This window comes from Streptomyces sp. NPDC058000, assembly GCF_042886435.1.
Taxonomy (GTDB): Bacteria; Actinomycetota; Actinomycetes; order Streptomycetales; family Streptomycetaceae; genus Streptomyces.
Window position 1 is genome coordinate 57,372 of the sequence record NZ_JBHVQS010000025.1, and the last position, 22,623, is coordinate 79,994.

Here is a 22,623-nt window from a genome sequence, read left to right on the forward strand (position 1 = left end):
CCGGGCCGACTGCTGCCGACTACCTGCGCCTATCTACGTCTGCTCACGCCTACTTGCGCGCGGGGCACTGCTTCCAGGCGAACTGGTACAGGGTGTTGATGCTGCCGTCGGTGGAGTCCATGGCCATGAAACTGGTGGTCTTGGGGTCCGCCGACGTGCCGTCCACCCGCATTTCGGTGTTGATGTTGAAGTAGCGTTCCTCGCCGCAGGGCGCGTAGACGAGTTGGTCGACGTCGGTCTCGTCCGAGGTCTGCCAGTTGGTGTCGTAGGGTCCCGCGAACGTGTGGCTCTTGCGGGCCGTCTCCGGCTGGCCCTGGAAGTAGTAGTTCGCCTGCTCCAGGCCCTTGGCGCCGGGGGACAGCGAGGCGTAACCGCGGTAGTCGGCCCGCGCGACGGCGTAGGTGAAGCCCTGCGGGACGTGCACGTTGAGGGCGATCTGACAGTTCTTGCGGGCGTCGGTCGGTTTGCTGCTGCCGCCCACCTGGGCGAGGTATTCGCTGTAGGTGACGGTGAACGCGGTGTTGTCGGGGGCCACGGCCACGGCGGCGCTGCCGGGTCTGCACCCCGATCCGTTGACCGTGGCGACGGTGATGGTGATCTTTCCGGTGGGCGGGTCGTCGCCGAACCGCGCTGGCGTGGTGGGGGATGCCGATCCGAGGAGCAAGGCTGCCACTGCGGTACCAGCACTGAGCGTGCTGAGCATGGGCTCTTCCTTCCGGTCGTCCTGGACCCGCGGCGCGGGCACACCAGGAGTGGGATGACGAGCGCATGCCAGCACGGGAATCTCGGCTTGAACAGCTCTGCTCCCCAGGATTGGGGTGAACCTACGCCTTGATTCGGACGCCTGAGCCCCGATCCCGAGGGGATCTTGAGCCCCCGCCCCAAGGGGTTGTGGGTGGGGCCGTCAGTAGCTGATGAGGAAGCGGCGCTGCACGAAACGCGGCAGTTCCGCCTCGTCGATCAGGGTCGCGGCGGCGTCCTCCACCGAGATGCGGCCGCACCCGACGGCATCCAGGACGGGTGGTCCCCGCCGAGTCGGAAGCGGCCGGTGCGCTCGCCGGGGGCGAGGTCCTCCGCCGTGCTGAAGGAGGCCCGCAGCGTCGCCCGGCTATCGTGCCGGATTGCGCCTGTGGCCACCGGCCGCCCGGTCGGCTCAGCCGAAGTCCGCGGCGTGGTCGGCCACCCAATCCCGGTACGTGCGCGCCGGTGCCCCCGTGACGGCTGCGACGGTGCCGGTGACCGCGGGGCGCGGCGCCGCCAGCATCTCCGCGTAGCCGTCGAGCAGCGGGTCCACGAACGAGTCGGGGAAGCCGTCGTCGGCGAGGAGTTGGCGGCGCGCGGCGTCCCGGGACAGCTCCTCCCAGCGGATCGGTCGGCCCAGCACGTCGCCGATGACGCGCACCTGCTCGATCTGGGTGAGGGCCGCCGGCCCGGTCAACGTGTACACGGCCTCGGCGTGACCGTCCTCGGTCAGCGCCCGTACGGCAACGGCCGCGATGTCCGCCTCGTGCAGCAGGACCATCGACAGCGCGCCGTACGCTCCCCGCACCGTGTCGCCGGCCCGGATCTGGTCGGCCCACCACAGCGTGTTGGCGGCGAACGTACTGGGCCGAAGGTGGGTCCACTCCAGTCCGGACCGTTCGATCCGCTGCTCGACGGCTCGGTGCCACTGACCCACCGGACCTGGCTGCGCCTCGGGCTCGACGCCGTCCTGCACTGAAACGGACGAGAGGAACGCCACGCGGCGGGCGTGCCGGCCGAGGGCCGCCACGACCGGGGCGGCCGGTGCACAGCCGTGGAACGGCCACATCAGAAAGACCGCGTCCACCCCCTCCAGCGCCGCGTCCAGACCGTCCGCATCGGACAGATCGCCCCGGACCACCTCCACGCCCCGCGGCAGCCCGGCCGTCTCCGGGCAACGGGTCAGCGCCCGGACCTCAACCCCACCCGCCGCCACGAGTTGCGTCGTCACCTGCCGCCCCACGTTTCCCGTCGCACCGGTGACGAGAACCCTGCGCACTGCACCCATCGAAGACCTCGAATCCCGCGCCACCGCACCGCCGGTCCCTCCGGCACGCCGGGCGCGACATCACCCTCCGCGCCGCGCGCCGGGGCGCAACAGCTCCGGCGCCGTCGACGACGAAAACCGTCAGACGGGATGTGGTCGATGACGACGACCGTCATCCTGCTGCGGGGGAGTGCGCCGATCGCCGTGCGGCTCACCGACCGGGTTGACCGACTGGATTCACCGACCGGGGTACACCGGCTGAGGCTCTGCCTGGAGAGCGCCGGCCCAGGCTCACTGACTCAGATTCGCCGCCCTGCGGGCACGTTGGGCGAAGACGTCCTCGCGGCGGTCCGCCATCTGCCGCAGTGCGTCCTTGCGGTCCCGCTTGGCGAGCCGGTCGAGATAGGTGTGACCGATGAGGTGGTCGGTCTCGTGCTGCAAACACCGGGCGAAGTAGCCCGTCCCCTCGATGACCAGGGGATTTCCGTCCTTGTCGAATCCGCGGGCGACGGCTCGATCGGTACGGGGGACCTCCATGGCCGCACCGGGTACGGACAGGCACCCTTCGGAGTCGTCGAGGAGTCGGCGCCGCCCCGGATCGGGGAGGTCGAGAACCGGGTTGACGAGGTGGCCGACATGCCTGATCCCGTGGTCGTCCGGGCAGTCGTACACGAACAACCGGAGGTCGACGTCGACCTGGTTCGCGGCGAGACCGGCGCCTTCGGCGATGTGCATGGTCAGGAACATGTCGTCGATCAGCGCGGACAGCTCGGGGGTCCCGAACTCGGTCACCGCGCGGCACGGACGGCTCAGCACCTCCTCGCCCACCACCGTGATCCGGCGCACCGAACCCCGTTCGGCCTCCGGTGGCAGAGCTGGATAGGACTCGACCGGTTCGCCCTGGACCCGGACCCGCCGGTCCATGGGATCCGGTCGATCGTTGTGACGCGGCACCGCAGTCTCCCCCTCATCTCGTCCCGAGCGCGCCGGATGTGACGGCTGCTCGGCCCGTCCCGGTAACAGGACTTGCCTGGTGCTTTGCAAAGTAGCAGACTTTGCAAAGTGACTGAAGAAGACCTCAACCCCCAGCCCGGCCAACCCACACGGACCGGTGAGGAACTGCCCGCGCACGAGGTCCGGACGGCCCTGCTGGCCCTGCTCGCCGAAGTCGGCACCGTCACGGCCACCGAAGCCGCCGCTCGCCTGGGCTACAGCTCCGGGCTCTGCTCGTTCCATCTGCGGCAGTTGGCCCGCCACGGCCACATCGAAGAAGCCCCGCACAGCGGTGGCCGCGCTCGCCCGTGGCGTCTGCGACAGTCGACTCGCGCGGCCGGCCCGTCCGCGGACGACTTCGGTGACCTGGCCCGCGGGCTGGAGGACGAGAGTTGGCAGCGCTGGCTCGAACTGCGGGACCAGGCACCGTCCGGATGGCGCCACGACGAAGCCTTCAGCGCGGTCGCCTATCTGACTCCCGAGGAGATGAGCCGGGTCGCCGCCGCGATCCGCAAGGCACTCGCCCCCTACAACGACCGCGAACAACGCCCCTTGGCCCGCCCCGCGGACGCCCGTCCGGTAGCGCTCATCACCCGACTCTTCCCCCTGCTTCCCCATCCGGCTTCCGGTCCGGCGGACGACGACACGGACCGGGACCGAGGAGAGCGGGGCAGATGAGGACGGTGGGGAGTTGAGGGCCGCCGTGCGGTCCGGCGGCCCTCAACTGCCGTGCTCGGAGTCCGTTGTCGAGCAGGGCGCCGATGTCGCGTCGTACCGGCCGTGCGGGAACTGCACGGCCCCATGTAGGGCGGCCCCGGTACTCACGTCCCGGGGCCGGTGCCAGCTGTCGCGCGCTGCGGTGCGGGTGTTCCGTTCCCGGGCGGTGGAGGGGGCGGCGGTTACTGCTGCTGCGCGTTCCGCAGATCCTCGGCGGTCCCGTCATGGGGAGTCGCGTCGTCGCCCTGTTCCGACTCCGACTTCGACTCCGTTTCCTGCTCCTGCTCCTGCTCGGCGGACCGGCGCCGGGTGGCGACGAGGTAGACCAACGACGAGACGATCAGGGCCACCGAGACCCAGTCGTTCAGGCGCAGGCCCAGGAAGTGGTTGGCGTGGTCGATGCGCAGGGCTTCGATCCAGACGCGGCCCGCCGCGTACGCCAGGACGTAGGTGGCGAACAGTCGGCCGCGCGGGAGCCGGTAGCGGCGGTCGAGCCAGAGCAGCAGGGCCATGACGCCGACGTCCCACAGGGATTCGTAGAGGAACGTGGGGTGGTAGAAGGCGACGGCGGGGCTGTCCGGGGGCCGGTGGGCGGGGTCGATCAGCAGCTTCCACGGCAGGTTGGTGGGGGCGCCGTAGAGCTCCTGGTTGAAGTAGTTGCCCCAGCGGCCGATTCCCTGGGCCAGGACCAGGCCGGGCGCGACCGCGTCGGCGAAGTCGGCCAGTTTGATGCCGCGCCGACGGCAACCGAGCCAGGCACCGAACGCACCGAGGGCGACCGCGCCGGGGATGCCGAGCCCGCCGTTCCAGACGTAGAGCGCCTCGATGGGGCGCTTGCCCGGTGCGAAGTACAGCTCCGGATCGGTGATCACGTGGTAGAGCCGGCCACCCAGCAGACCGAACGGCACCGCCCACATCGCGATGTCGGCGATCTCCTGCGGATCCCGGCCCCGCGCCGCCCACCGGCGCTGTGACAGCCACACCGCCACGAAGATGCCGAGGATGATGCACAGTGCATACGCGCGGATGGGCACGGGGCCCAGGTGCCAGACCCCCTGCGAGGGGCTCGGCAGATACGCCAGGTTCATACGGTCGACCGTTCTCACGGGCGGACCCGGCCGTCTGCCGGGAGGGACGGGCCCGAGATTACATCGGACACCGAAATTTCTCCCAGGATGGCCCGTGGGCAGCGTGGGTAAAGTGCCTGCATGCCCCCGCAGTCCCGCTCCCGTCTCCCCGCGCACCGGACGGGGAACGCCACGGATTCCCGTCTGCTGACCGAGGCCGTCACGCGCCTGCGGCGCGCCCTGCGCGCATCGATCCGCACCGATTACCCGTGGGAGACGCTGCCCATGGCCCAGGTCGAACTCCTCCAGGTGCTCGCCGAGCACTCGCCCGCCCGGATCGGGGATCTGGCAGCCCGCCAACGGCTGGCCGCCAGTACGGTCAGCGGCCTCGTCGGGCAGATGATCAATGCCGGGTTGATCGCCCGCGCCGTCGACCCCGCGGACCGCCGCGCCTCCGTCGTGACCCTGACCAGCGCGGGCCGGAGCCAGCTCGCCGCCTGGACACGCGCCCACGAGAACCGGTTGGACGCCGCCCTGGAGTCGTTGGACGAGGCCGACCGCGCGGCCGTCCGGGCCGCACTGCCCGCCCTCTTCCGCGTCGCGGAGTTCCTGGAGGACTCCGAAGGGTGACGTTCGGGGGATGGTGTCCGAAGGGTGACGTGCGAAGGCTGACGTGCGAAGCGTGGCGGAGGGCGTTGAGCGAGCGCGGCAAGGCCGGTTCCGGTTCCGGTTCCCGAGGCTGACAGTGCCCGGGGTTCACCACACGCCCGGTACGAGCCTGCGGGTCCGGGCCGCGTACGCCCGGTACTCCTCGCCCAGGGCGTCGAGCAGCATCCGCTCCTCGACGTGTATCCGATAGCCCACTGCGATCAGACAGCAGACCGTGAACGCCAGCCAGGACGCCGCGTTGTCCAGGAGCAGTGCGAGGTCCGTCCCGGCGAGCAGGATGCCGGTGTAGGCCGGGTGCCGCACGTACCGGTACGGCCCCGAGGTGACGACCCGGTGCCCGTGCTGGATGTGCACCGTGCCGCGGAAGAAGCGGCCCAGCGTGACGATGGCCCACAGCCGGAGCGCTATCCCGGCCCATGCCACGACCAGTACCGCCATCCGCACGGCCGGCAACTGCGTGGAGTACGACAGGGCGGGCACCGCGTGCCGGATGGGCGCCGCCAGCGCGATCCCGCCACCGATCAGCACCGGGAAGATCAGGAGGCTGAGCCACTCGGTCCGCTCGGTCCGCTCGCTACGGGTCCGCTGCCGCACCTGGAGCAGGATCTCGGCCGCCGCCCAGACCCACACGGTGACGGCGAGCGCGGTGTTCACGGCGTGCTGCATCACAGCACCTCCTGGCCGTTCCCGGACCCCGTACCCCGACACGGGGTCGTGCGACTTCAGCTTCGCACCCGGGCCGGGTGGAGTGGATCCACTCAGGGGTGGAGCCCGGGTGGATCCACACCGGTGGCAGGGCGCCCGCCGGTGCCCGTCAGCCGCGGTCTCAGACAGCCCTCAGACCGATCTGAGGTCCGCCGCGAGTTCGTCGGGATCGAGCACGTCCTCGCCGTACAGGCCGTGCAGCCAGTTGGTCTGGTAAATGGTGTCCAGGTAGCGCTCGCCGAGGTCCGGGGCGATGGCCACCGCGGTGAGGTCGTGGCCGTCGTGCCGGGCCAGCCACTCCACGGCACCGCTGACCACGGTGCCGGTGGACCCGCCGAAGAGGAAGCCGCGCCTGGCCAGACGGTGGCAGGCCCGGACGGTGTCCGCCTCCTCGACGCGGACCAGATCGTCGACGTAGGACTCGTCCAGCAACGCCGGGCGCACGCTCGTCCCCAGCCCGGGGATCATCCGTCGACCCGGCTCGCCTCCGAAAGTCACCGAGCCGACACTGTCCACCGCCACGACCTGCACCTGCCGGTGCAACTCCCGGAAGTAGCGGGCGCACCCCATCAGGGTCCCGGTGGTGCCCGCTCCGACGAACAGCACGTCCAGCCGCGGGAAGCGGCGGGCGATGGCCGGCGCAGTGGTGCGGTAGTGAGCCTTCCAATTGTCCCCGTTGGTGTACTGGTTGAGCCATACGTACCGGTCATCGGCGGCGCACAGCGCCCTGACGTGGGCGATCCGTGCGCCGAGCAGACCGCCCTCGGCCGCCGGTTCGGCGATGATGTGCACCTGGCTTCCCATCGCCTCCATGAACCGCCGCGCGGAGAGGTTGCAGCGGGCATCGGTCACGCACAGGAAGCCGTAGCCCTTGCTGGCGGCGAGGATGCTCAGGGCGACGCCCAGGTTCCCCGACGAGGACTCGACCAGGATGGATCCCGGTTTGAGGAGGCCGTTCCATTCGGCGGCCTCCACCATCTCGGTCGCCGCCTTGAGCTTGATCGAACCGGCGAAGTTGAAGCCCTCACACTTGAGAAACAGCGCATGCCCCACGATCGCCCGCAGGTCGACGTAGAGATCCTCGGCGTTGAAGTCCATGGGAACGGAAATGACGGTCATGACGTCCACCTCATCAGCGGCACCGCTCCGGGCCGGTCAGCCATGGCGGCGCAGTTCGTGAAAGAAGTCGTCGACGACGTGCAGTTCGCCGGAGCGGACCACCTCGTCGTAGACGTACTTGCCGACCGCCAGATCCAGGACCCCGAGTCCGAAGGGCGAGAACAGCACGGTCCGGTCCGCAGGTGGCGTCACCCGCCCCGCCAGTACGTCGTCGAGCGTCCCCAGGAGGAAGTCCCGCCGCCCGGTGCGTTGTTCGGCCAGGTGCGGCGAGGTGTCCGCCTTCAGGCAGTGCTCGATGTCATCGACGATGTTGGTCGAGGCGAGCACGATCTCGGGGGCGAGGTCGCGCAGCGAGATGTGCAGCACCAGCGGGTGATGGTCGAACCACGACACCTCGCTGACGTGCGGTCGTCCCGCGATGGTGGCGAAGACGATCAGATCGCTCGTGCGGATCAGCTGCTCGGCACTGTCGTGCACGGTGATCCACTGGGTGGCGCCGGACTGCTCCAGGTACAGGCGGAATCCGGCGGCGCTGTCGGCGGACAGGTCGTGCACGCCGATCTGGTCGAACTCCCAACCGGTGTTCGCCAGGAAGGTGTGGATGTAGCGTGCGATCAGGCCCGTGCCGAAGAATCCGACGCTGCGGGGGCGCGGCCGGCCGCGGCTGAGCCGGTCGGCGGCCAGGGCCGCGGACGCCGCCGTCCTGGTGGCGCTGATGATCGAACTCTCCAGACAGGCGAACGGGTACCCCGTGTCGTGGTCGTTGAGGATCAGTACCGCGGAGGCCCGCGGGATTCCGGCCGCCACGTTCGTCGGGAAGCTGGAGATCCACTTGAGGCCGTCCACCGGGGCCGACCCGCCCATCGAGGCGGGCAGCGCGATGATGCGGGAGGTCGGTCGGTCGGGGAACCTCAGGAAGTACGAGGGCGGGTTGACCGAATCACCGGTGCCGTGCAGACGGTAGGTGGCCTCGACCAGGTCCACGATGGCACGCGCTCGTCCCTGCAAGGCGTGCTGGACCTGGGCCCCGGAGATCACCGCGAAGGACGGTGCGGTGGGCGGCGCGGGGTCGGCGGGCTGGGGAACGGAGGAGTGCAGGGTCGTCACGGGAGGATCACCTCGATGCTGGGGGAGCAGTCGGCAAGGCGGATGGGGTCGGCCATCGCGACGAGCACTTCGCGGGCCCCTTCGAACGGCTCCCTGCTGTGTGCGGTGCGGATGTTGTCCACGAGCAGCAGGTCGCCGTCCTGCCACGGTTCTCGTGCGGTGTGGTGCTGGTAGACCGTGTTCAGCAGCTCGATGACGTCCGCGTCGATCGGGTCGCCGTTGCCGTAGCGGGTGTTGAACGGCAGTCCGTCGGCGCCGTAGGTGTCCACCAGGTACTCCCGGATCTCCGGGGCGATCGTCCACTCGTTGAGGAAGGCGATCTGGTTGAACCAGCAGCGGCGGCCGGAGAGCGGGTGACGCACCACGGCGCTGCGCCGCTGGCGGGTGTGGAGGGTGCCGTCGGGCTGCCATCGGACGTCAATGGCGTTGGCGCGGCAGTACCGTTCGACGGTGTCGCGGTCGTCGGTGCCGAACGCCTCGGCGACGGAGGCTCCGATCTCGTCGTTGTAGGTGCGGGTCAGCAGCCAGCCCTGCCGGTCGAAGCGCTTGACCACCTTCCTGGGCAGTGCGTCCAGGACGGTGGTCGCGTCGGCCACCGCGGTCGCCCCGCCGTCGGCGGGGGCCCGCAGGCACGCGAACAGCATCAGACTGGGGAACTCCAGGGTGTAGCTGAGTTCGTGGTGCATGCACATCGGTTGGTTCTGGGGCCACTTCGAGGATGAGTACACGCCCGTTTCGTAGCGCTGCCGGGGCGCGAAGCTCTCCGTCTCCACCATCAGATCGGTGGACAGTGCCTTGAAGGTGGCTGTGGTCCCGGCGGTGTCGTGCAGGCCCAGACCACGGACCAGGACGGCACCGTGTTCGGCGAGGGTGGCGCGCAGGGCCTCCCGGTGCCGGGCTGCCCAGTGTGCCGGGTCGCCGTGGGGTTCGGCCAGGAGCATCGGCGGTCGGCCGGGCCGCAGAGCCACGTCGAGCAGGGTCACTGAAGGTGGCGATGACATGTCGGTGCCTCTCCTGTTGTGGGCAACTTCGTGTCCCGTGGGTGGGGGTACGGGGTGGTGCGGCCGATGTCTTCCGTGCGGTTCACGAAGGCATCGGGAGGGGGACGGCGGACAGCACGGTCTGCGCTGTCTCGGCCGGTCGGGTGCGGGGGAAGAAGTGGCCGCCGTCGGGGAGCCGGTGCAGGTCGACGTGTTCGGCCAGGAGCTGCCAGTCGAGGTGCCGGTGTGCGGCGTCGGCCGTGCTCGGGTCGTCGTCGGCGGCGACGACGGTCAGGGGCGCGGTCAGCCTCGTGGTCGGCGGGTGGTCCAGGGCGTCGGCGAAGTAGTGGTGCGCGGCCACGCAGTCGTGCCGGTAGGCGGCGCCGGTGTGTGCGGCGTGCCGGGAATCCGGTGTGCCTCGTGCGGGGTGGTCGCGGTCAGCGCTCAATTCCTCGGCGAGCTCCGTATTGCTCCGTGTGGTCAGGGCGCCGGCGGCGGCGCGCCGTTCGGCGGCGTCGCCGAGCAACTGGGCGCCGAGGAAGACCCGTTGTACGGGCACCTGGCGGGCTTGGAGCCGCTGGGCGGTGGCCACGGCGAGTGCGGCGCCCGAGGAGTGGCCCCACAGCAGGACCCCGGTCAGGCCGCGCCGGACGATCTCGGCGGCGGTCTGCTCGGCGACGTCGTCCAACGGTGCGAAGGGCTCGTGGTCGGCGGCCGGGTCGTGGCCGGGCAGTTCGACGGCGTGGACGGCCAGGCCGCTGTTCCGCAGTGCCTGGGCCAGCGGCCGGAAGGCGACCGCGTTGCCTCCGGCTTGGGGGAAGCACACCAGGTGACCCGTGGGTTCGCCCGCCGGCTCGGCGAGGGTCTGGAGCAGCCCGTGGTCCGGTTCGCGGCGGCCGTCGACCAGTTCGGCCAAGTCGGCGAGTACCGGGTGGCGGGTGAGGTCCTTGAGGGAGACCGTGCGGTCGAGGGCGATCGCCAGTTTCACGGCCGACAGCGACGTACCGCCCCGGTCGAAGAAGTGGTCGTGCCGTCCTATCCGGTCCTCCCGGATGCCGAGGACCTCCGCCCAGGCACGGGCCAGCCGCCGCTCGGTGGGGGTACGCGGGGCGCGATGGCCCTCCCCGGGCGTCTCCGGTCGGGTGGCGAGGGAGGTCAGCGCCTTCTTGTCGATCTTGCTGTTGGGGGTCAACGGCAGGTGCGCCCGCCAGTGGAAGGCGCTGGGAAGCATGTAGGGCGGCAGCGACTCGGCCAACCGCTCGCGCAGGGACTCCGCCGCCAAGGGCTGCGGGCCGCAGTAGAACGCCACCAGGTGCTTGGCCTGACCGTCGTGCCCGGCGACCACGACGGCACCGTCCCGGACACCGGGCACGCGCAGCAACGCGTTCTCGATCTCACCGATCTCGATCCGGAAGCCGCGGACCTTGACCTGGGCGTCCCGGCGCCCGAGGAACTCCAACGTGCCCCCGGGCAGCCACCGGCCGTAGTCGCCGCCTTTGTAGAGCCGTTGGCCCGGTCGGTGCGGATCGTCGAGGAAGGCCAGGCGGGTGCGTTCGGGGTCGTTGACGTACCCCCGGCCGACGCAGACACCGGAGAAGACGATCTGGCCGGGGGCGCCCAGCGGCACCGGCTCCAGGAGCTCGTCCACGACGTAGACGCGCACGTTGTTCACGCACGGCCCGAGCGGGACCCGGTCGCCGTCGGGCGCCCGGTCCATGACCGCGTGGTTGGTGTCGTCGGAGGTCTCCGTCAGCCCGTAGGCGTTGACGAGCCGGACGCCCGGCCGCGCCGCGAACCACCGCTGGACGAGCTCGTGCTTCAGCGCCTCTCCGGTGACCGAGACGCACCGCAGGTCCGGCAGGGGGCGCGGGTGGAGTTCCAGATGGGACAGGACGGCTTCGAGGTAGGACGGTACGACCTGGAGGACGGTGACGCGTCCGTCGGCGAGGGTGTCGACGAAGCGCTGGACGTCCAGGACGGCCCGCTGGTCGACCAGATGGGTGCGGCCGCCGACCAGGAGGGCGGAGACCAGCTGCCAGAGGGAGATGTCGAAGCACTGGGGGGCGGTCTGGGCGACGACCTGGCCCTCGGCGATCCCCAGGTCGGTGATCTTGGCGTGGAGGTGGTTGAGGAATCCGGCGTGCTCGCACATCGCGCCTTTGGGCTCCCCGGTGGAGCCGCTGGTGAAGTAGATGTAGGCGAGCTGGTCCGGGCCGACCGTGACACCGAGGTCGTCCGCCGCGTAGTCGCTGTCGTGGGCGGCGCCGACGCCGAGCGTACGGACACCCGGGAGGGTGGCCAGGGCCCGGTCGAGGGTGACGGTGGCGCCGGGTTCGGTCAGGACGAGGCCGCACTCGGCGCGGGCGAGCACGGCCGCGATGCGGTCGGCCGGGAAGTGCGGCTCGATGGGCAGGTAGACGCCGCCCGCCTTGAAAACGGCAAGGACGGCAGCCATCCAGTCCAGGTTGCGTTCGGTGACGACGGCGACGACGTCCTCGCGGGCCAGCCCTCGGGCCAACAGGGCGTGCCCCAACCGGTTGGCGCGGCGGTTGAGTTCCCGGTAGGTGCACTGCTGGTCGCCGTGCACGGCGGCGACGGCGTCCGGATGGGCTCGTACCCGCTCTTCGAACAGTTCGTGGAACCGAAGGTCGGGCAGCTCCCGCTGGGGCCCGGCCAACCCGTCGAGTTGGAAGCGGCGTTCGGCGGCGGAGAGCAGGCTCTGCCGTCCGTGTGCGGCGTGCGGATCCGCAACGAACCGGGTCAGGGCAGTGAGGTGGTAGCCGGCCGTGCGGGCTGCGCTCTCCGCGTCCAGTACGTCGGTCCGGTACCGCAGCCGTAGGGTGAGCCGACCGCCGTGTCGCGCTGCTGTCACCCGTAGCACCGTGCTCGCGGCCAGCTCGTCGCCGGTACCGGACAGGTCGAGTTCGGTCTCGAACGGGGCTTCGGGCAGGCCCAGTTCGGCTGTGAGGTCGTCCACCGCGATGCCCCGGTGCGCGAGGAGTCCGGTCACCGTCCGGGCTGACTCCAGGGCCAGTTCGTGCCAGGTATCCGGGGCGGTGGACACCCGGCAGGGCAGCGCCGTACCACCGTCGGCGGCGAGGTAGCCGGTGGTCACCTCCTGCTCTCCGGAGAGCGCGGCGAGCACCGTGGCGTGCGCGGCCAACAGGGCCGCGTCCAGGGGCAGGCGATGGGTCTCGGCCCATCGGTCCAGTCGCGTCACCAGGTCGTCGGGGAGGGGCAGTTCGTGTCCGGCGAGGCCGGCCGTCGGCGCGGTGGCCCATCGAGGGATCGAGGTGGATCCTCCGCCGGCGAGGACCTTCCGCCAGTACGCGCGGTCGTCGTCCGTCGGCTTCTTCATCGGGCTTCCTCTGCTGGCTCGTGCCGTGGCGCCGCCGGTCGCCGGTCGCGGCGATGCGGTGGTGGCTCGTCCGGTGTGGCCTGGTGACGGGGAGCGGGCAGTGACGGTGCCCGGCGGACGGCCGACGGTGCAGGCCCGGGGCCGGAGTCCGTGCCGGGCGTCCGCTGCCGGCGGTCGCGCGTCTCGGCGGCCGGGTTCCCGGCCCACCGCGCGTGCCGGGGTACGTCCTCGCCCTTCATCAGGAAGGAGTCGGCGGCGAGCACCGCGCCGTCGCCCATCGTCACGCCGTAGTGGACCAGCGCGCCGACCCCGAGGGTGCAGCCCGCGCCGAGCGTGCTGCGGTCGGACTTGAAGGTGCCGTCCTCCTGCGAGTGGCACTGGATCCTGCTGCCGGCGTTCAGGGTGCAGTCGTCACCGATGGCGGTGAGTGTGCGCTCGGAGGGGTAGCAGCCGTCGTCGAAGACCCGGCGACCGAGCCGGACCCCCAGCAGCCGCCAGACGACGTTCTTGAACGGGGTTCCGTTGAACGCGTTGAAATGGGTGTCGGGTACCTTCCACAGGCGCTCGTGATGCCAGAAGTACGGGTCGTAGATGGAGCACACCTGCGGCCGCAGCGGGCGGAACCGCGTCATGCACCGCTCCACCAGCGCGTAGTAGACGGCCGTGAACCCCATGGCGCACACCAGGAACCCGGCGTCCAGGAGGTTCCCGATGCCGTCGTCGCGGGTGGCGGTCGCCAGGCTCAGCAGCGTCACACCGAAGACGTGCACCCACCGGATGAGCAGGACCAGGCCCACGGTGCGGAGGTTGTAGCGGTTCTTGGCGGCCAGGAGGCGGTGCAGTTCGTCCCCGCTGCGCAAGTGGTCGAAGCGGGTGTCGCGCTCCACCGACCGCGGGATCTCGAAGCACGGCGAGCCGAGCAGCCCCACTCCCGTCCGGACCTCTCCGTCGAGCGGGACCATCACCTTGGTCGCCAGCAGGCAGTTCTCGCCCGTGCGGCCCTGTGCGGGGTAGGCGATGTAGTTGCCGAGGAAGTTGCGCTTCCCGATCGCCGTGCGGGAGACGCTGAAGGAGGTGCGGGAGACCTCGGCGTTGATCAGCGAGAGGCCGTCGGCGACCATCGTGCCACTGCCGACGACGCTCAGGTGGGGGGAGTCGTGCTGGAGCCCGATGCCGAAGTTCGAGCCGGTCTGTTCGACGGGGGAGAGGCCGTACCCCAGACGCTGTAGGTAGGTGACGATGTAGGAGCTGTCACCGAAGAGCCAGATGAAGAACTTGAGGTTCGTCATCCGCGCGACCGTGCGGTGCACCGCGTAACGGAAGCCGTAGAGCGGATAGGCCGTCCCGGGTTCGATCACCCGGTGCGACAGGCGCGGGACGGTGCAGAGCACGGCCAGTCCCACGACGACGAAGCCGAAGAACACCACGAGGGACAGAACCAGCGCGTTGAGGTAGAACGCGGCAGAGGCGAAGGACCGCTGGGCGAGGTCCTCCCGGCCGCCCAGCACGGGCACCCGGGTCAGGAGGAGGGCGGCACCGGCAACGGTCAGCGGCACGACGACGAGGAACGCCTTCACCAGGCCGACCACGCCGAACGCGGCCCGTCGCCAGGTGCCGCACCGTACCGGCGCCACCCGTACGTAGTTCACCTCGGTTTGCTGTGCCGGAGAGCCGTGCCACCGTTGGCCGCCGGGCACGGTCTCGCCGCGTTGCAGGGCGGAGGTGTGGCCGAGCTGCGCACCGTCCCCCATCGCGGTGTCGATGTCCAAGACGGTCCGCTCGCCGACGAACACGTCCCGGCCGAGGGCGACCGTCCCGGTCTGGATCCTCCCGGCATGCGCCCGGTAGCAGAGGAAGAACGAGTCCTTCCGGATCACCGTTCCGGCGCCGACGGTGAGCAGGTCGGTGCAGACCGGGACGGTGCGGGACAGGATCGTGACGTGCTTGCCGATCTTCGCGCCGAGGGCCCGCAGATAGAGCACGTACACGGGGCTACCGACGAACAGCACCACGGGGTTGGCGTGCACCAGCACCTTGACGATCCAAAAGCGCAGGTAGGCCAACCCCCAGACCGGGAACTCGCGGGATCTCCACCGGCCTATGAGGAGCCATTTGGCCAGGACCGGGAATGCGCACAGGCCCAGGAATTCGGTCCCACCGAAGAGGGCCGCTCGCCCGTAGACGCCGATCGGCCCCGAACCGTCGGCGACCCACCGATAGCCCCTCGCGGTGGTGAATGCGACGAGGTAGGAATATCCAAGGAAGAACAACAACTGCATTGCCCCGCACAGGACATAGCGCACGGTGCTGCCGGAGAGCGGCGCCTCGTCCGGCATCGGGTCAGCCGGGGCAGCTGTGGTGGCCCGTTCGGGTGTGGCATCGGCCAGTGCTGCCGCCAGACTTCGGATGGTCGAGTGCTGGTAGACGTCCTTCATCGACACCGGCGGTAAATCCGGTCGTTTTCTGACGCGTGCGCAGAAATGCGCCATCACCAGCGAGTCGGCACCGAGATCGGCAAAGAAATGACCGTCGACCGGGACCTGTTCGGTACGCACGACCTCGGCCAGCAACTCGGCGAAGGCGCGCTCCACGCCGGCCGTTGAATCCCCGCTACCCCGGGGGCACGTTACGGATTCCGGTGGGCCGTCGGATGGGCCCTCGGCAGGTTCTCTCACCATGCGAGCTCCTTGCGCGCGTCATGCGCGTTTCTGCGGGCTGAAGTCGATTCACCGGACCTGCGGTCGGGACGAGCCCGTGACGTGCCGCAGTGCCGATGGAAGGCGTGCCGTGGTGCAGTGCATCAGAGTGCGTTCACCGTGATGAGCGCGTCGGCCGGGCCGTTGCGGGCACGCCGCCGTTGCGGGCATGCCGGCCACCGGGCCCAGGGCCGAAAGAATGTGAGCTTTCCGCGCCGTCCCCACGACGACACGTAGACACCGCTGCCGAACGGGAATATTGCCGAGCTTTTCTCACCTGACGAACACGGCCGGACGCAGCACGGCACGCTGATCCGGGTGAATGCGGCACCTGCCCTCAGGCGTAACGCGGATGGCCAACGGAAGACGGCTCTCCGGTTGATTTCCCGGCGTGGGAGAGTGACGCCAACCCTCGACCTTTCCGCCCCTGTGCAGACGTTTCTCACCATGGGCGTGACGCTGACCCAGGTTCCCCGGGCTCACCCTCCGGCGCTCTTTCGCGGCCCGGCCGAAGGTGGAACCTGGGAAAACCATTGCCCCCTTTCCGATCCGACCGAATGGGGTCGTTGAAGAACGTAGGACTCGACCGGATGACGAACTAGGCAGGTGTAGGCCAATAAAAATGCGCCCGTGCACACAACGAAAAAGGATCAATCCGGCCGTTCCTCGGGGGTTCGGCCACTGTGCGACGCAGCCTCATGTGAGGTTCACCACCTGCTGGTTCGTTCCCTCCATACCCCGCTCGGAACGCCAGCGGCCCGGCCGCCCCGGATTTACAAAAGGGAGAAGACCCGCAATACTCGAAAATATCACATTCGGAACAAAAAGGTCGAATGCCTACGCTCGGCGGTAGGGGGAAGGGAACGCTATCCGCGTCAACAGTCAACCGGACTGGCGCAAAGCAGCCGACGGGCTGAGACCCGTCGATAAAGATTCGCCCCCTCTCCGGTAATGGCGCGCCACACTCCGGTAAACCGGTTGCCAGGGCGCTCGGAAGAGATTTCCCTCAGTTCCCGTAACCAAGGACAATCCGTATGTCAGGGGCGGGGAGGGTGTGTGACGGTGTTCGTGTGCGCGGGATGTGACGCCGCGTTGAGTGCTCCGGTGTCGCAGGTTGCGCTTCCCGTCCACGCCCACCAGACATGGGGGAACGGAGTGCTGCTCCCGGTGCTCATGGACCCGGGCACCTATGCCGTGGACCCGGACCCATGGGGGCCGCCGTGGCGGCGGTGGTGCGAGGTCGGAGTGGACGAGGCGGCGGCCCGCGGTGTGTTCGCGCCGGTGTATGCCCTGTCCTTCGGCGCCCCGGGAGCGATCGTCATCGCGCCCGGTGACGCACGCGGCACCGTCCTGATCCCGGAGCGATGCGGCGGCTACTGCTGTGGACTGGACGGCAGCGACGGCCCCAACCTTGCGTGCGAGCGGTGCGGCCGGGCCGTGGCCACCCGCATCGACGACTGCTCGCTCTGGCAGACGGTGTGGTTCGCCCCGGACGCCGTACGCGGTCGTCCCACCGACGAGCCGGCCGGTCGGCCGACCGGCGAGGAGGCGACGCCGGCGCGAGAGCGGTACGGATCGCCGCCGGTCGACCAGAGCGGGCGATGGAGTCCCCAGTGGGCAGCGGCTGTCGGGGCAGCGCTGGCGCACCTGCTGGCTGCTTCGTCGGGGACAGCCGTGGCCGTCCCCGACGGCCTCGTCGCGGACTTGTTCGGCCGTGCGCTCCACGCGCTGCTCCCGGCCGGGACACCGGCGAAGACCGCGGCGTTGGCCGGCCCGGGCCGGCCCGCCCCGGACCCGGCCCCCGACATCCTCCTGGTGCCGCGGCACGTGCGGACGGGGCGCCCATGGCGGCCCTCCGCCACCGCGAACACCGCGCAGACCGTTCCCCTGCCCGTCGAAGTGTGGACGCATCTAGCCTTCCCCGACGAGCGGCTGCCGGTCCCCGCGACGGGCGGACTTCCCGACGGCGTCCTCCGCGACGATCCACTGCCGATGCGTCCGTGGAGCCCCTTCCGGCCGGACGGAGAGGTCTTCCTCCGCACCCTGGCACGGCTTCCCGCCGTCCGGCAGCCGTGGCTGCGCAGGATCTATGACCGAGTACAGGAGCGTCCGTACTCTCACCCCTTCTAGGCGCCGCGGGACGAGCAGGTGACCACCTCGTGCGACCGGACCCTCCTTGTACGAGAGGACCCTCGACGCCTTCGTCGATCGCCTCGGTCATGGGATCGGAGCGGTGGGCGATCCGCATGCAGTCGTGAGGAAACGTCACATCAAGGGCAGAGCTTGTGAACGTCATCCAAAAGCGGTAATGGCCGCAGACCACTCAGCCGCATATCATCTGCGACATGACGCCCACATGCGTCCCAGACGCCACTGCCGAGGCCAACGAACGGATACGCGCGTTCATGGCCGCCCGAGTAGGTCGGCCGCTATGGCCCGAGGAACAAGCCGAGTACGAGCAACTGCTCGCCATCTGGGCGAAGTCCCTACAGCCACGTCCGACCACGAGCTGAATGGCCATGCGCCCCGCCCCTGCCGAGGTAGGGGCGGGGCGCATTGCTCGCTCCAAGGGTGCACGGGGACGACGGGCGGCAAACTCGTTCCGCTCCGGCAGTCCGCCGGACGCCGGCCTCACCTGCACCGTCAACGGCGAAGTCGCCCCGCTGGCGGAGTCACGACCACCCGCACCGCCGCGCGCTCACGGTTTGCGGGCGATGATGACCCCGTTCGCGGCGGGGGCGGCGAACGGGCGGATCTCGGCGTCGATGAACCTGACGTCCAGCAGCCAGGACCCGGTACTCCTCGCCCGTGTAGTTGCGACCGAACGTCTCCACGACGACCATCGACAGGCTCATCAAGGTGGCGTCGAGCGGGCCGTCCTTGGCGTCGGCGACGAGCAATTCGCTGATCAGCAGCTGGCCGCCAGGGGCCAGTGCGCCGTAACAGCTTCGCAGGATGCTGCGGCACTGATCGACGTCCCAGTCGTGCAGGATCATGGACAACAGGATGACGCCCTGGCCGGTCGGGAATGGGTCGGCGAAGAAGCCCCTCGGAGTGAAGGAGATGCGGTCGGCGAGCCCGGCCGCGGCCGGCACCGCCGAGCAGGCCCGCCCACGGGGGCACCGCCACCGGACTGGCAGCACCGCGACATCGGGGACGCGGCGCGGTCGTGTGGCGCCGCCGGTGCGCCTGCTGAGCGTCAACGCGCCCGGGAACCACCCCGCGGTCCATTCGCTGTGGCTGGCGGCCCTCGCCTTGGGCTAACAGGCACACGTTCCCGCAAGAAGTCCCATGAGTGCCGTCGCGCTCTGTCTGAACCGCGTGTCAGGTCAGACGGAGTGTGGCGGCACTCGCCTTGCACCAGCGGAAGTCCGGTCGCTCGTTTCGGATCGTTGTGCGAAGCAGCCACGGACGAGGGATGTGGGTGTTCCCCGTCCCGGCGCACGCATGCCTGGCAAATGCGGTGAACGAGGGGCGTGTTGGTGCGCGATTCCGTTCTGCCTGCAACATCCCGGTGTTTGCGCCCCCTGAATACGAAGCCGCCCCCCTTCACGCCGTACCGAGATGATCTCTCGCCTGTTTCGCTTGACCCTGCGCACGGCCACCCTGCGCACCACTGGCCGTTCTGCTTACTTCTGTTCACGTCCCGGGAGGGAATGTGTCCACACCGGACAGCGTCACCGGTTCCGCCACCGAGGAGCCCGTACTCGAACCACCCGCAGACAGCGCGCGCACCAGCCTCAGCACACAGGCCGCGCGCCAACTGGCCACCACCACCAAGTCCGAGCCCCAGATGCAGGCCATCACCTCGCGGTGGCTGCTGAAGAAGCTGCCGTGGGTGGACGTCAAGGGTGGCACCTACCGGGTCAACCGGCGTCTGCAACTCCGAGTCGGTCGGGGCCGTGTCCAGTTCGAGCAGAACGGCGCGGACAACATCAAGGTGATCCCCGAGACCCTCACCGAGTTGCCCGTCCTGCGCGGTTACGACGACATCGAGGTCCTCAAAGAGATCGCCGGTCGCTTCCACGTCCGGGAGGTCCGGGCCGGCCAGGTCCTCTTCGAGGCGGGGCAGCCCGCCACCGAGGCGTACCTCGTCGTCCACGGCCGGTTCGCCCGCTATCAGGCCGGAAAGTACGGCGCGGAGGAGGTCGTCGGCGTCGTCACGGACGGCGACCAGATGGGGGACGAGGCGATCGGCCGGCCCGACCCGCTGTGGTTGAGCTCGGTCCGGGCCGAAACGGCGGGCGTGCTGTTGGTGCTGCCCTGGGACGTGATCCGGGAGTTCACCGACCGCGCGCCGTCCCTGGCCGCACACCTGGCGGCCTACGCGGAGCAGCAGCAACTCCCCATGAACCGCAAGGGGGAAGCCGATGTCCCGGTACAGGCGGGACACGTCGGCGAGCCGACACTGTCCGGCGGATTCGTCGACTACGAGCTCGGCCCGCGCGAGTACGAACTCTCCCTGACCCAGACCGTACTCCGGGTGCACAGCCGGGTCGCCGATCTCTACAACGAACCCATGGACCAGACCCAGCAGCAACTCCGGCTCACCGTCGAGGAGATCCGCGAGCGCCAGGAGTGGGAGCTGGTCAACAACCGGGAGTTCGGCCTGCTGCACAACGCCGACTACGGCCAGCGCATCAGCACCTACACCGGCCCGCCGACCCCCGACGACATGGACGAGCTGCTGTCCATGCGCCGCAAGACCCGGCTGTTCCTGGCCCACCCGAAGGCGATCGCCGCCTTCTTCCGGCAGTGCAACCAACGCGGACTGGTGCCGGGCACCGCGGACGTCGACGGGCACGAGGTGCCTGCCTGGCGCGGGGTCCCGATCTTCCCGTGCGGCAAGATCCCGATCGGCAACGCGCACACCAGCAGCATCATCGCGCTGCGTACCGGCGAGGCGGACCAAGGCGTCGTCGGCCTGTACCAGACCGGCATCCCCGAGGAGTTCCAACCGGGTCTGAACGTCCGCTTCATGGGCATCGACCAGGCCGCCATCATCAAGTACCTCGTCACCGCCTACTACTCGCAAGCCATCCTCGTGCCCGACGCCGTCGGAATCCTGGAGAACGTCCAGCTCGGCCGGAGCGCCGACTGACCCGGTGGAGTACGAACCATGAGCACGCCCCCCAACACCGCCGCCGGGTTCTCGATGCCCGGCCCGCCGAACCTCGCCCGCGACCTGCGGGCCCGCCGCGGCGGAGCCGTCCCCGGGCTGAAGTACCGGCCCGCCGCCCCCGCCGACCCGGAAAAGGCCAAGGAGATCGACCGGAGGCTGGAAGCCTGGGCCCGCCAACTAGACCTGTTCCCCGCCCAGTGGACCGGGGACTTCGCGGAGTTCCAGTGCGGCCGGGCCGTCGTCCTGCAACATCCCGGCGCGGCCGACCTCGAACGCCTCACCGTCGCGGGCAAGTTCCTGCTGGCCGAGAACGTCGTCGACAGCTGCTACTGCGAAGAGGACGAGGGCCGGGGTGCCTCCCGCAGCGACCTCGGCGGTCGCCTGATCCTGGCCCAGTCGGCCCTCGACCCGTACCACGCCACCCCCGCACTGGAGGAGGAGTGGCGGGCGGGCATGCAGGCGGACGGACCCCTGCGCTCGTACTACTGGGCCCTGAAGGATTATGCGGCCGTCGCGACGCCCAGCCAGACGGACCGGTTCGTCCACGACATGGCCCGGCTGCACCTCGGCTATCTCGGCGAGGCGTCCTGGGCGGAGACGCGGCACACCCCGCAGGTCTGGGAGTACCTGGTGATGCGGCAGTTCAACAACTTCCGCCCCTGCCTGTCCCTGGTCGACGCCGTGGACGGCTACGAACTGCCCGAAGCCCTCTACGCCCGACCCGAGGTCCAGCGGGTCACCGCCCTGGCGTCCAATGCCACGACCATCGTCAACGACCTGTACTCCTTCACCAAGGAACTGGCCAGTGACCCGAACCACCTGAACCTGCCGCAGGTGGTGGCCGCCAACGACAAACGTGGCCTGAAGGCCGCCTACCTGAAGAGCGTCGAGATCCACAACGAGGTCTTCGAGGCGTTCGAGACGGAGTCAGCCCCGCTGTCCGCCCTCTCGCCCCTCCTCGAAAAGTACGTCCGGGGCCTGGCCGACTGGGTCTCCGGCAACCACGAGTGGCACGCCACCAACACCGACCGCTACCAGCTGCCCAACTACTGGTAGACCGATCCACGCACCACTGCAAGGAGTCACCGTTGACCACTGCACACGCCGACACCGCAGCCCGCACACCGGTGCCGACCCAGTCCACGTACCAGTCACGGGTCGCGGACTACTGGAACGCCGAGGAAAACGCGGTCAACCTCGAACTCGGAAAGATCGACGACCTGTACCACCACCACTACGGCATCGGGGACGCCGACTGGTCGGTGCTGGACGAGCAGAACCCCGACCTCCGCCGCGATCGGGTCACCGGCGAACTGCACCGGCTGGAACACGCCCAGGCCGAACTCCTCGCCTCCCACCTCGGCGACCTCTCGCCGACCGACCGCGTCTTCGACGCCGGGTGCGGACGCGGCGGCGGCAGCGTGGTCGCGCACCTGCGCCACGGCTGCCACTCCGACGGCGTCACGATCTCCGCCAAGCAGGCCGACTTCGCCAACGAACAGGCCCGCAAGCGCGGTATCGACGACAAGGTGCGCTACCACCACCGCAACATGCTCGACACCGGCTTCACCGCCGGCGCGTACGCGGCGTCGTGGAACAACGAGTCGACGATGTACGTCGAACTGGACCAGCTGTTCGCGGAGCACGCGCGACTGCTGCGGCGCGGTGGCCGCTACGTCACGATCACCGGCTGCTACAACGACGCCTACGGGCGCGCCTCGCGCGAGGTGTCCCTCATCAACGCCCACTACATCTGCGACATCCACCCGCGTTCGGAGTACTTCCGCGCGATGGCCCGCAACCGGCTCGTCCCCGTGCACGTCGAGGACCTGACGGAGGCCGCGCTGCCGTACTGGGAACTGCGCCGCCAGGCCGACCACCTGGTCACGGGCATCGAGGAAACCTTCCTGAACGCCTACCGCAACGGCAGCTTCCAGTACCTGCTGATCGCCGCCGACCGCGTGTGAATCTCCGGGGCCGCGCCACTGACGGCGCGGCCCCGGCGAGGTGACACCGACGATCGGGCGCCAGTCAGGCGCCCGATCGCTGAAGGTGTTCCGCTCGCAGGACGACGTCTGCGGC

At 69.8% G+C, this 22,623-nt stretch carries 18 protein-coding genes; 7 read left to right on the top strand and 11 right to left on the bottom strand.

Annotated elements, in window-relative coordinates; all coding sequences use genetic code 11:
- Positions 1 to 49 precede the first annotated feature (49 nt).
- The 3 genes from ACFVT2_RS23550 to def all read right to left on the bottom strand — a co-directional run bounded on the left by ACFVT2_RS23550 (position 50) and on the right by def (position 2,932).
- On the bottom strand, positions 50 to 703 hold the full coding sequence (locus ACFVT2_RS23550; RefSeq protein ID WP_390021033.1) for a DUF4360 domain-containing protein: 654 nt from the start codon (positions 701 to 703) through the stop codon (positions 50 to 52).
- 450 nt (positions 704 to 1,153) lie between these two features.
- Entirely contained in the window at positions 1,154 to 2,029 is an 876-nt protein-coding gene (locus ACFVT2_RS23555) for an NAD(P)H-binding protein (protein WP_390021036.1), read from the bottom strand.
- Positions 2,030 to 2,299: 270 nt separating this feature from the next.
- The gene (gene def / locus ACFVT2_RS23560) at positions 2,300 to 2,932 is read right to left on the bottom strand and encodes a peptide deformylase (protein WP_390021165.1); all 633 of its coding nucleotides are present in this window, start codon (positions 2,930 to 2,932) and stop codon (positions 2,300 to 2,302) included.
- A gap of 138 nt (positions 2,933 to 3,070) precedes the next feature.
- Between def and ACFVT2_RS23565 the strand changes: the two genes are divergently transcribed.
- Positions 3,071 to 3,679, top strand: coding sequence for an ArsR/SmtB family transcription factor (locus tag ACFVT2_RS23565; protein ID WP_390021039.1), 609 nt, complete (start codon positions 3,071 to 3,073; stop codon positions 3,677 to 3,679).
- A gap of 221 nt (positions 3,680 to 3,900) precedes the next feature.
- Here the strand turns inward: ACFVT2_RS23565 and lgt are convergent, their stop codons facing one another.
- Complete coding sequence (gene lgt / locus ACFVT2_RS23570; protein ID WP_390021042.1) at positions 3,901 to 4,806, bottom strand: prolipoprotein diacylglyceryl transferase; 906 nt, start codon at positions 4,804 to 4,806, stop codon at positions 3,901 to 3,903.
- Positions 4,807 to 4,926: 120 nt separating this feature from the next.
- Between lgt and ACFVT2_RS23575 the strand changes: the two genes are divergently transcribed.
- Positions 4,927 to 5,415, top strand: a complete 489-nt coding sequence (locus tag ACFVT2_RS23575) for a MarR family winged helix-turn-helix transcriptional regulator (protein ID WP_390021045.1) — start codon at positions 4,927 to 4,929, stop codon at positions 5,413 to 5,415.
- 126 nt (positions 5,416 to 5,541) lie between these two features.
- On the opposite strand, the gene ACFVT2_RS23580 is transcribed toward ACFVT2_RS23575, so the two are convergent.
- The 6 genes from ACFVT2_RS23580 to ACFVT2_RS23605 form a co-directional block, all read right to left on the bottom strand.
- Complete coding sequence (locus tag ACFVT2_RS23580) at positions 5,542 to 6,120, bottom strand: methyltransferase family protein (protein WP_390021048.1); 579 nt, start codon at positions 6,118 to 6,120, stop codon at positions 5,542 to 5,544.
- A 171-nt stretch (positions 6,121 to 6,291) separates the two neighbouring features.
- Complete coding sequence (gene sbnA / locus ACFVT2_RS23585; RefSeq protein WP_390021051.1) at positions 6,292 to 7,278, bottom strand: 2,3-diaminopropionate biosynthesis protein SbnA; 987 nt, start codon at positions 7,276 to 7,278, stop codon at positions 6,292 to 6,294.
- Between the two features lie 36 nt (positions 7,279 to 7,314).
- Entirely contained in the window at positions 7,315 to 8,385 is a 1,071-nt protein-coding gene (gene sbnB, locus ACFVT2_RS23590) for a 2,3-diaminopropionate biosynthesis protein SbnB (protein WP_390021054.1), read from the bottom strand.
- On the bottom strand, positions 8,382 to 9,386 hold the full coding sequence (locus ACFVT2_RS23595) for a TauD/TfdA family dioxygenase (RefSeq protein ID WP_390021057.1): 1,005 nt from the start codon (positions 9,384 to 9,386) through the stop codon (positions 8,382 to 8,384). Before ACFVT2_RS23595 ends, sbnB begins: the two co-directional genes overlap by 4 nt.
- Positions 9,387 to 9,468: 82 nt before the next feature.
- Positions 9,469 to 12,723, bottom strand: a complete 3,255-nt coding sequence (locus tag ACFVT2_RS23600; RefSeq protein ID WP_390021060.1) for an amino acid adenylation domain-containing protein — start codon at positions 12,721 to 12,723, stop codon at positions 9,469 to 9,471.
- Complete coding sequence (locus tag ACFVT2_RS23605; protein ID WP_390021062.1) at positions 12,720 to 15,401, bottom strand: Pls/PosA family non-ribosomal peptide synthetase; 2,682 nt, start codon at positions 15,399 to 15,401, stop codon at positions 12,720 to 12,722. The genes ACFVT2_RS23600 and ACFVT2_RS23605 overlap by 4 nt, the downstream gene beginning before the upstream one ends.
- A gap of 1,074 nt (positions 15,402 to 16,475) precedes the next feature.
- Here ACFVT2_RS23605 and ACFVT2_RS23610 point away from each other — a divergent pair.
- Both ACFVT2_RS23610 and ACFVT2_RS23615 read left to right on the top strand, forming a co-directional pair.
- Entirely contained in the window at positions 16,476 to 17,549 is a 1,074-nt protein-coding gene (locus ACFVT2_RS23610; RefSeq protein ID WP_390021065.1) for a hypothetical protein, read from the top strand.
- Between the two features lie 215 nt (positions 17,550 to 17,764).
- Positions 17,765 to 17,932 carry a hypothetical protein gene (locus ACFVT2_RS23615; RefSeq protein ID WP_390021068.1) on the top strand — a complete coding sequence of 56 codons (168 nt, stop codon included), beginning with the start codon at positions 17,765 to 17,767 and terminating at the stop codon, positions 17,930 to 17,932.
- Between the two features lie 159 nt (positions 17,933 to 18,091).
- Here the strand turns inward: ACFVT2_RS23615 and ACFVT2_RS23620 are convergent, their stop codons facing one another.
- Entirely contained in the window at positions 18,092 to 18,562 is a 471-nt protein-coding gene (locus ACFVT2_RS23620; RefSeq protein ID WP_390021166.1) for a methyltransferase, read from the bottom strand.
- A gap of 515 nt (positions 18,563 to 19,077) precedes the next feature.
- Here ACFVT2_RS23620 and ACFVT2_RS23625 point away from each other — a divergent pair.
- Genes ACFVT2_RS23625 through ACFVT2_RS23635 form a run of 3 tightly spaced genes read left to right on the top strand, consistent with a single transcriptional unit; the run spans position 19,078 to position 22,508 of the window.
- Complete coding sequence (locus ACFVT2_RS23625) at positions 19,078 to 20,520, top strand: family 2B encapsulin nanocompartment shell protein (RefSeq protein ID WP_390021071.1); 1,443 nt, start codon at positions 19,078 to 19,080, stop codon at positions 20,518 to 20,520.
- Positions 20,521 to 20,538: 18 nt separating this feature from the next.
- A complete protein-coding gene (locus ACFVT2_RS23630; protein ID WP_390021074.1) occupies positions 20,539 to 21,597 on the top strand; it encodes a family 2 encapsulin nanocompartment cargo protein terpene cyclase in 1,059 nt (352 codons plus the stop codon).
- A gap of 32 nt (positions 21,598 to 21,629) precedes the next feature.
- Positions 21,630 to 22,508, top strand: a complete 879-nt coding sequence (locus ACFVT2_RS23635; protein WP_390021077.1) for a geranyl diphosphate 2-C-methyltransferase — start codon at positions 21,630 to 21,632, stop codon at positions 22,506 to 22,508.
- The last annotated feature ends 115 nt before the right edge of the window (positions 22,509 to 22,623 follow it).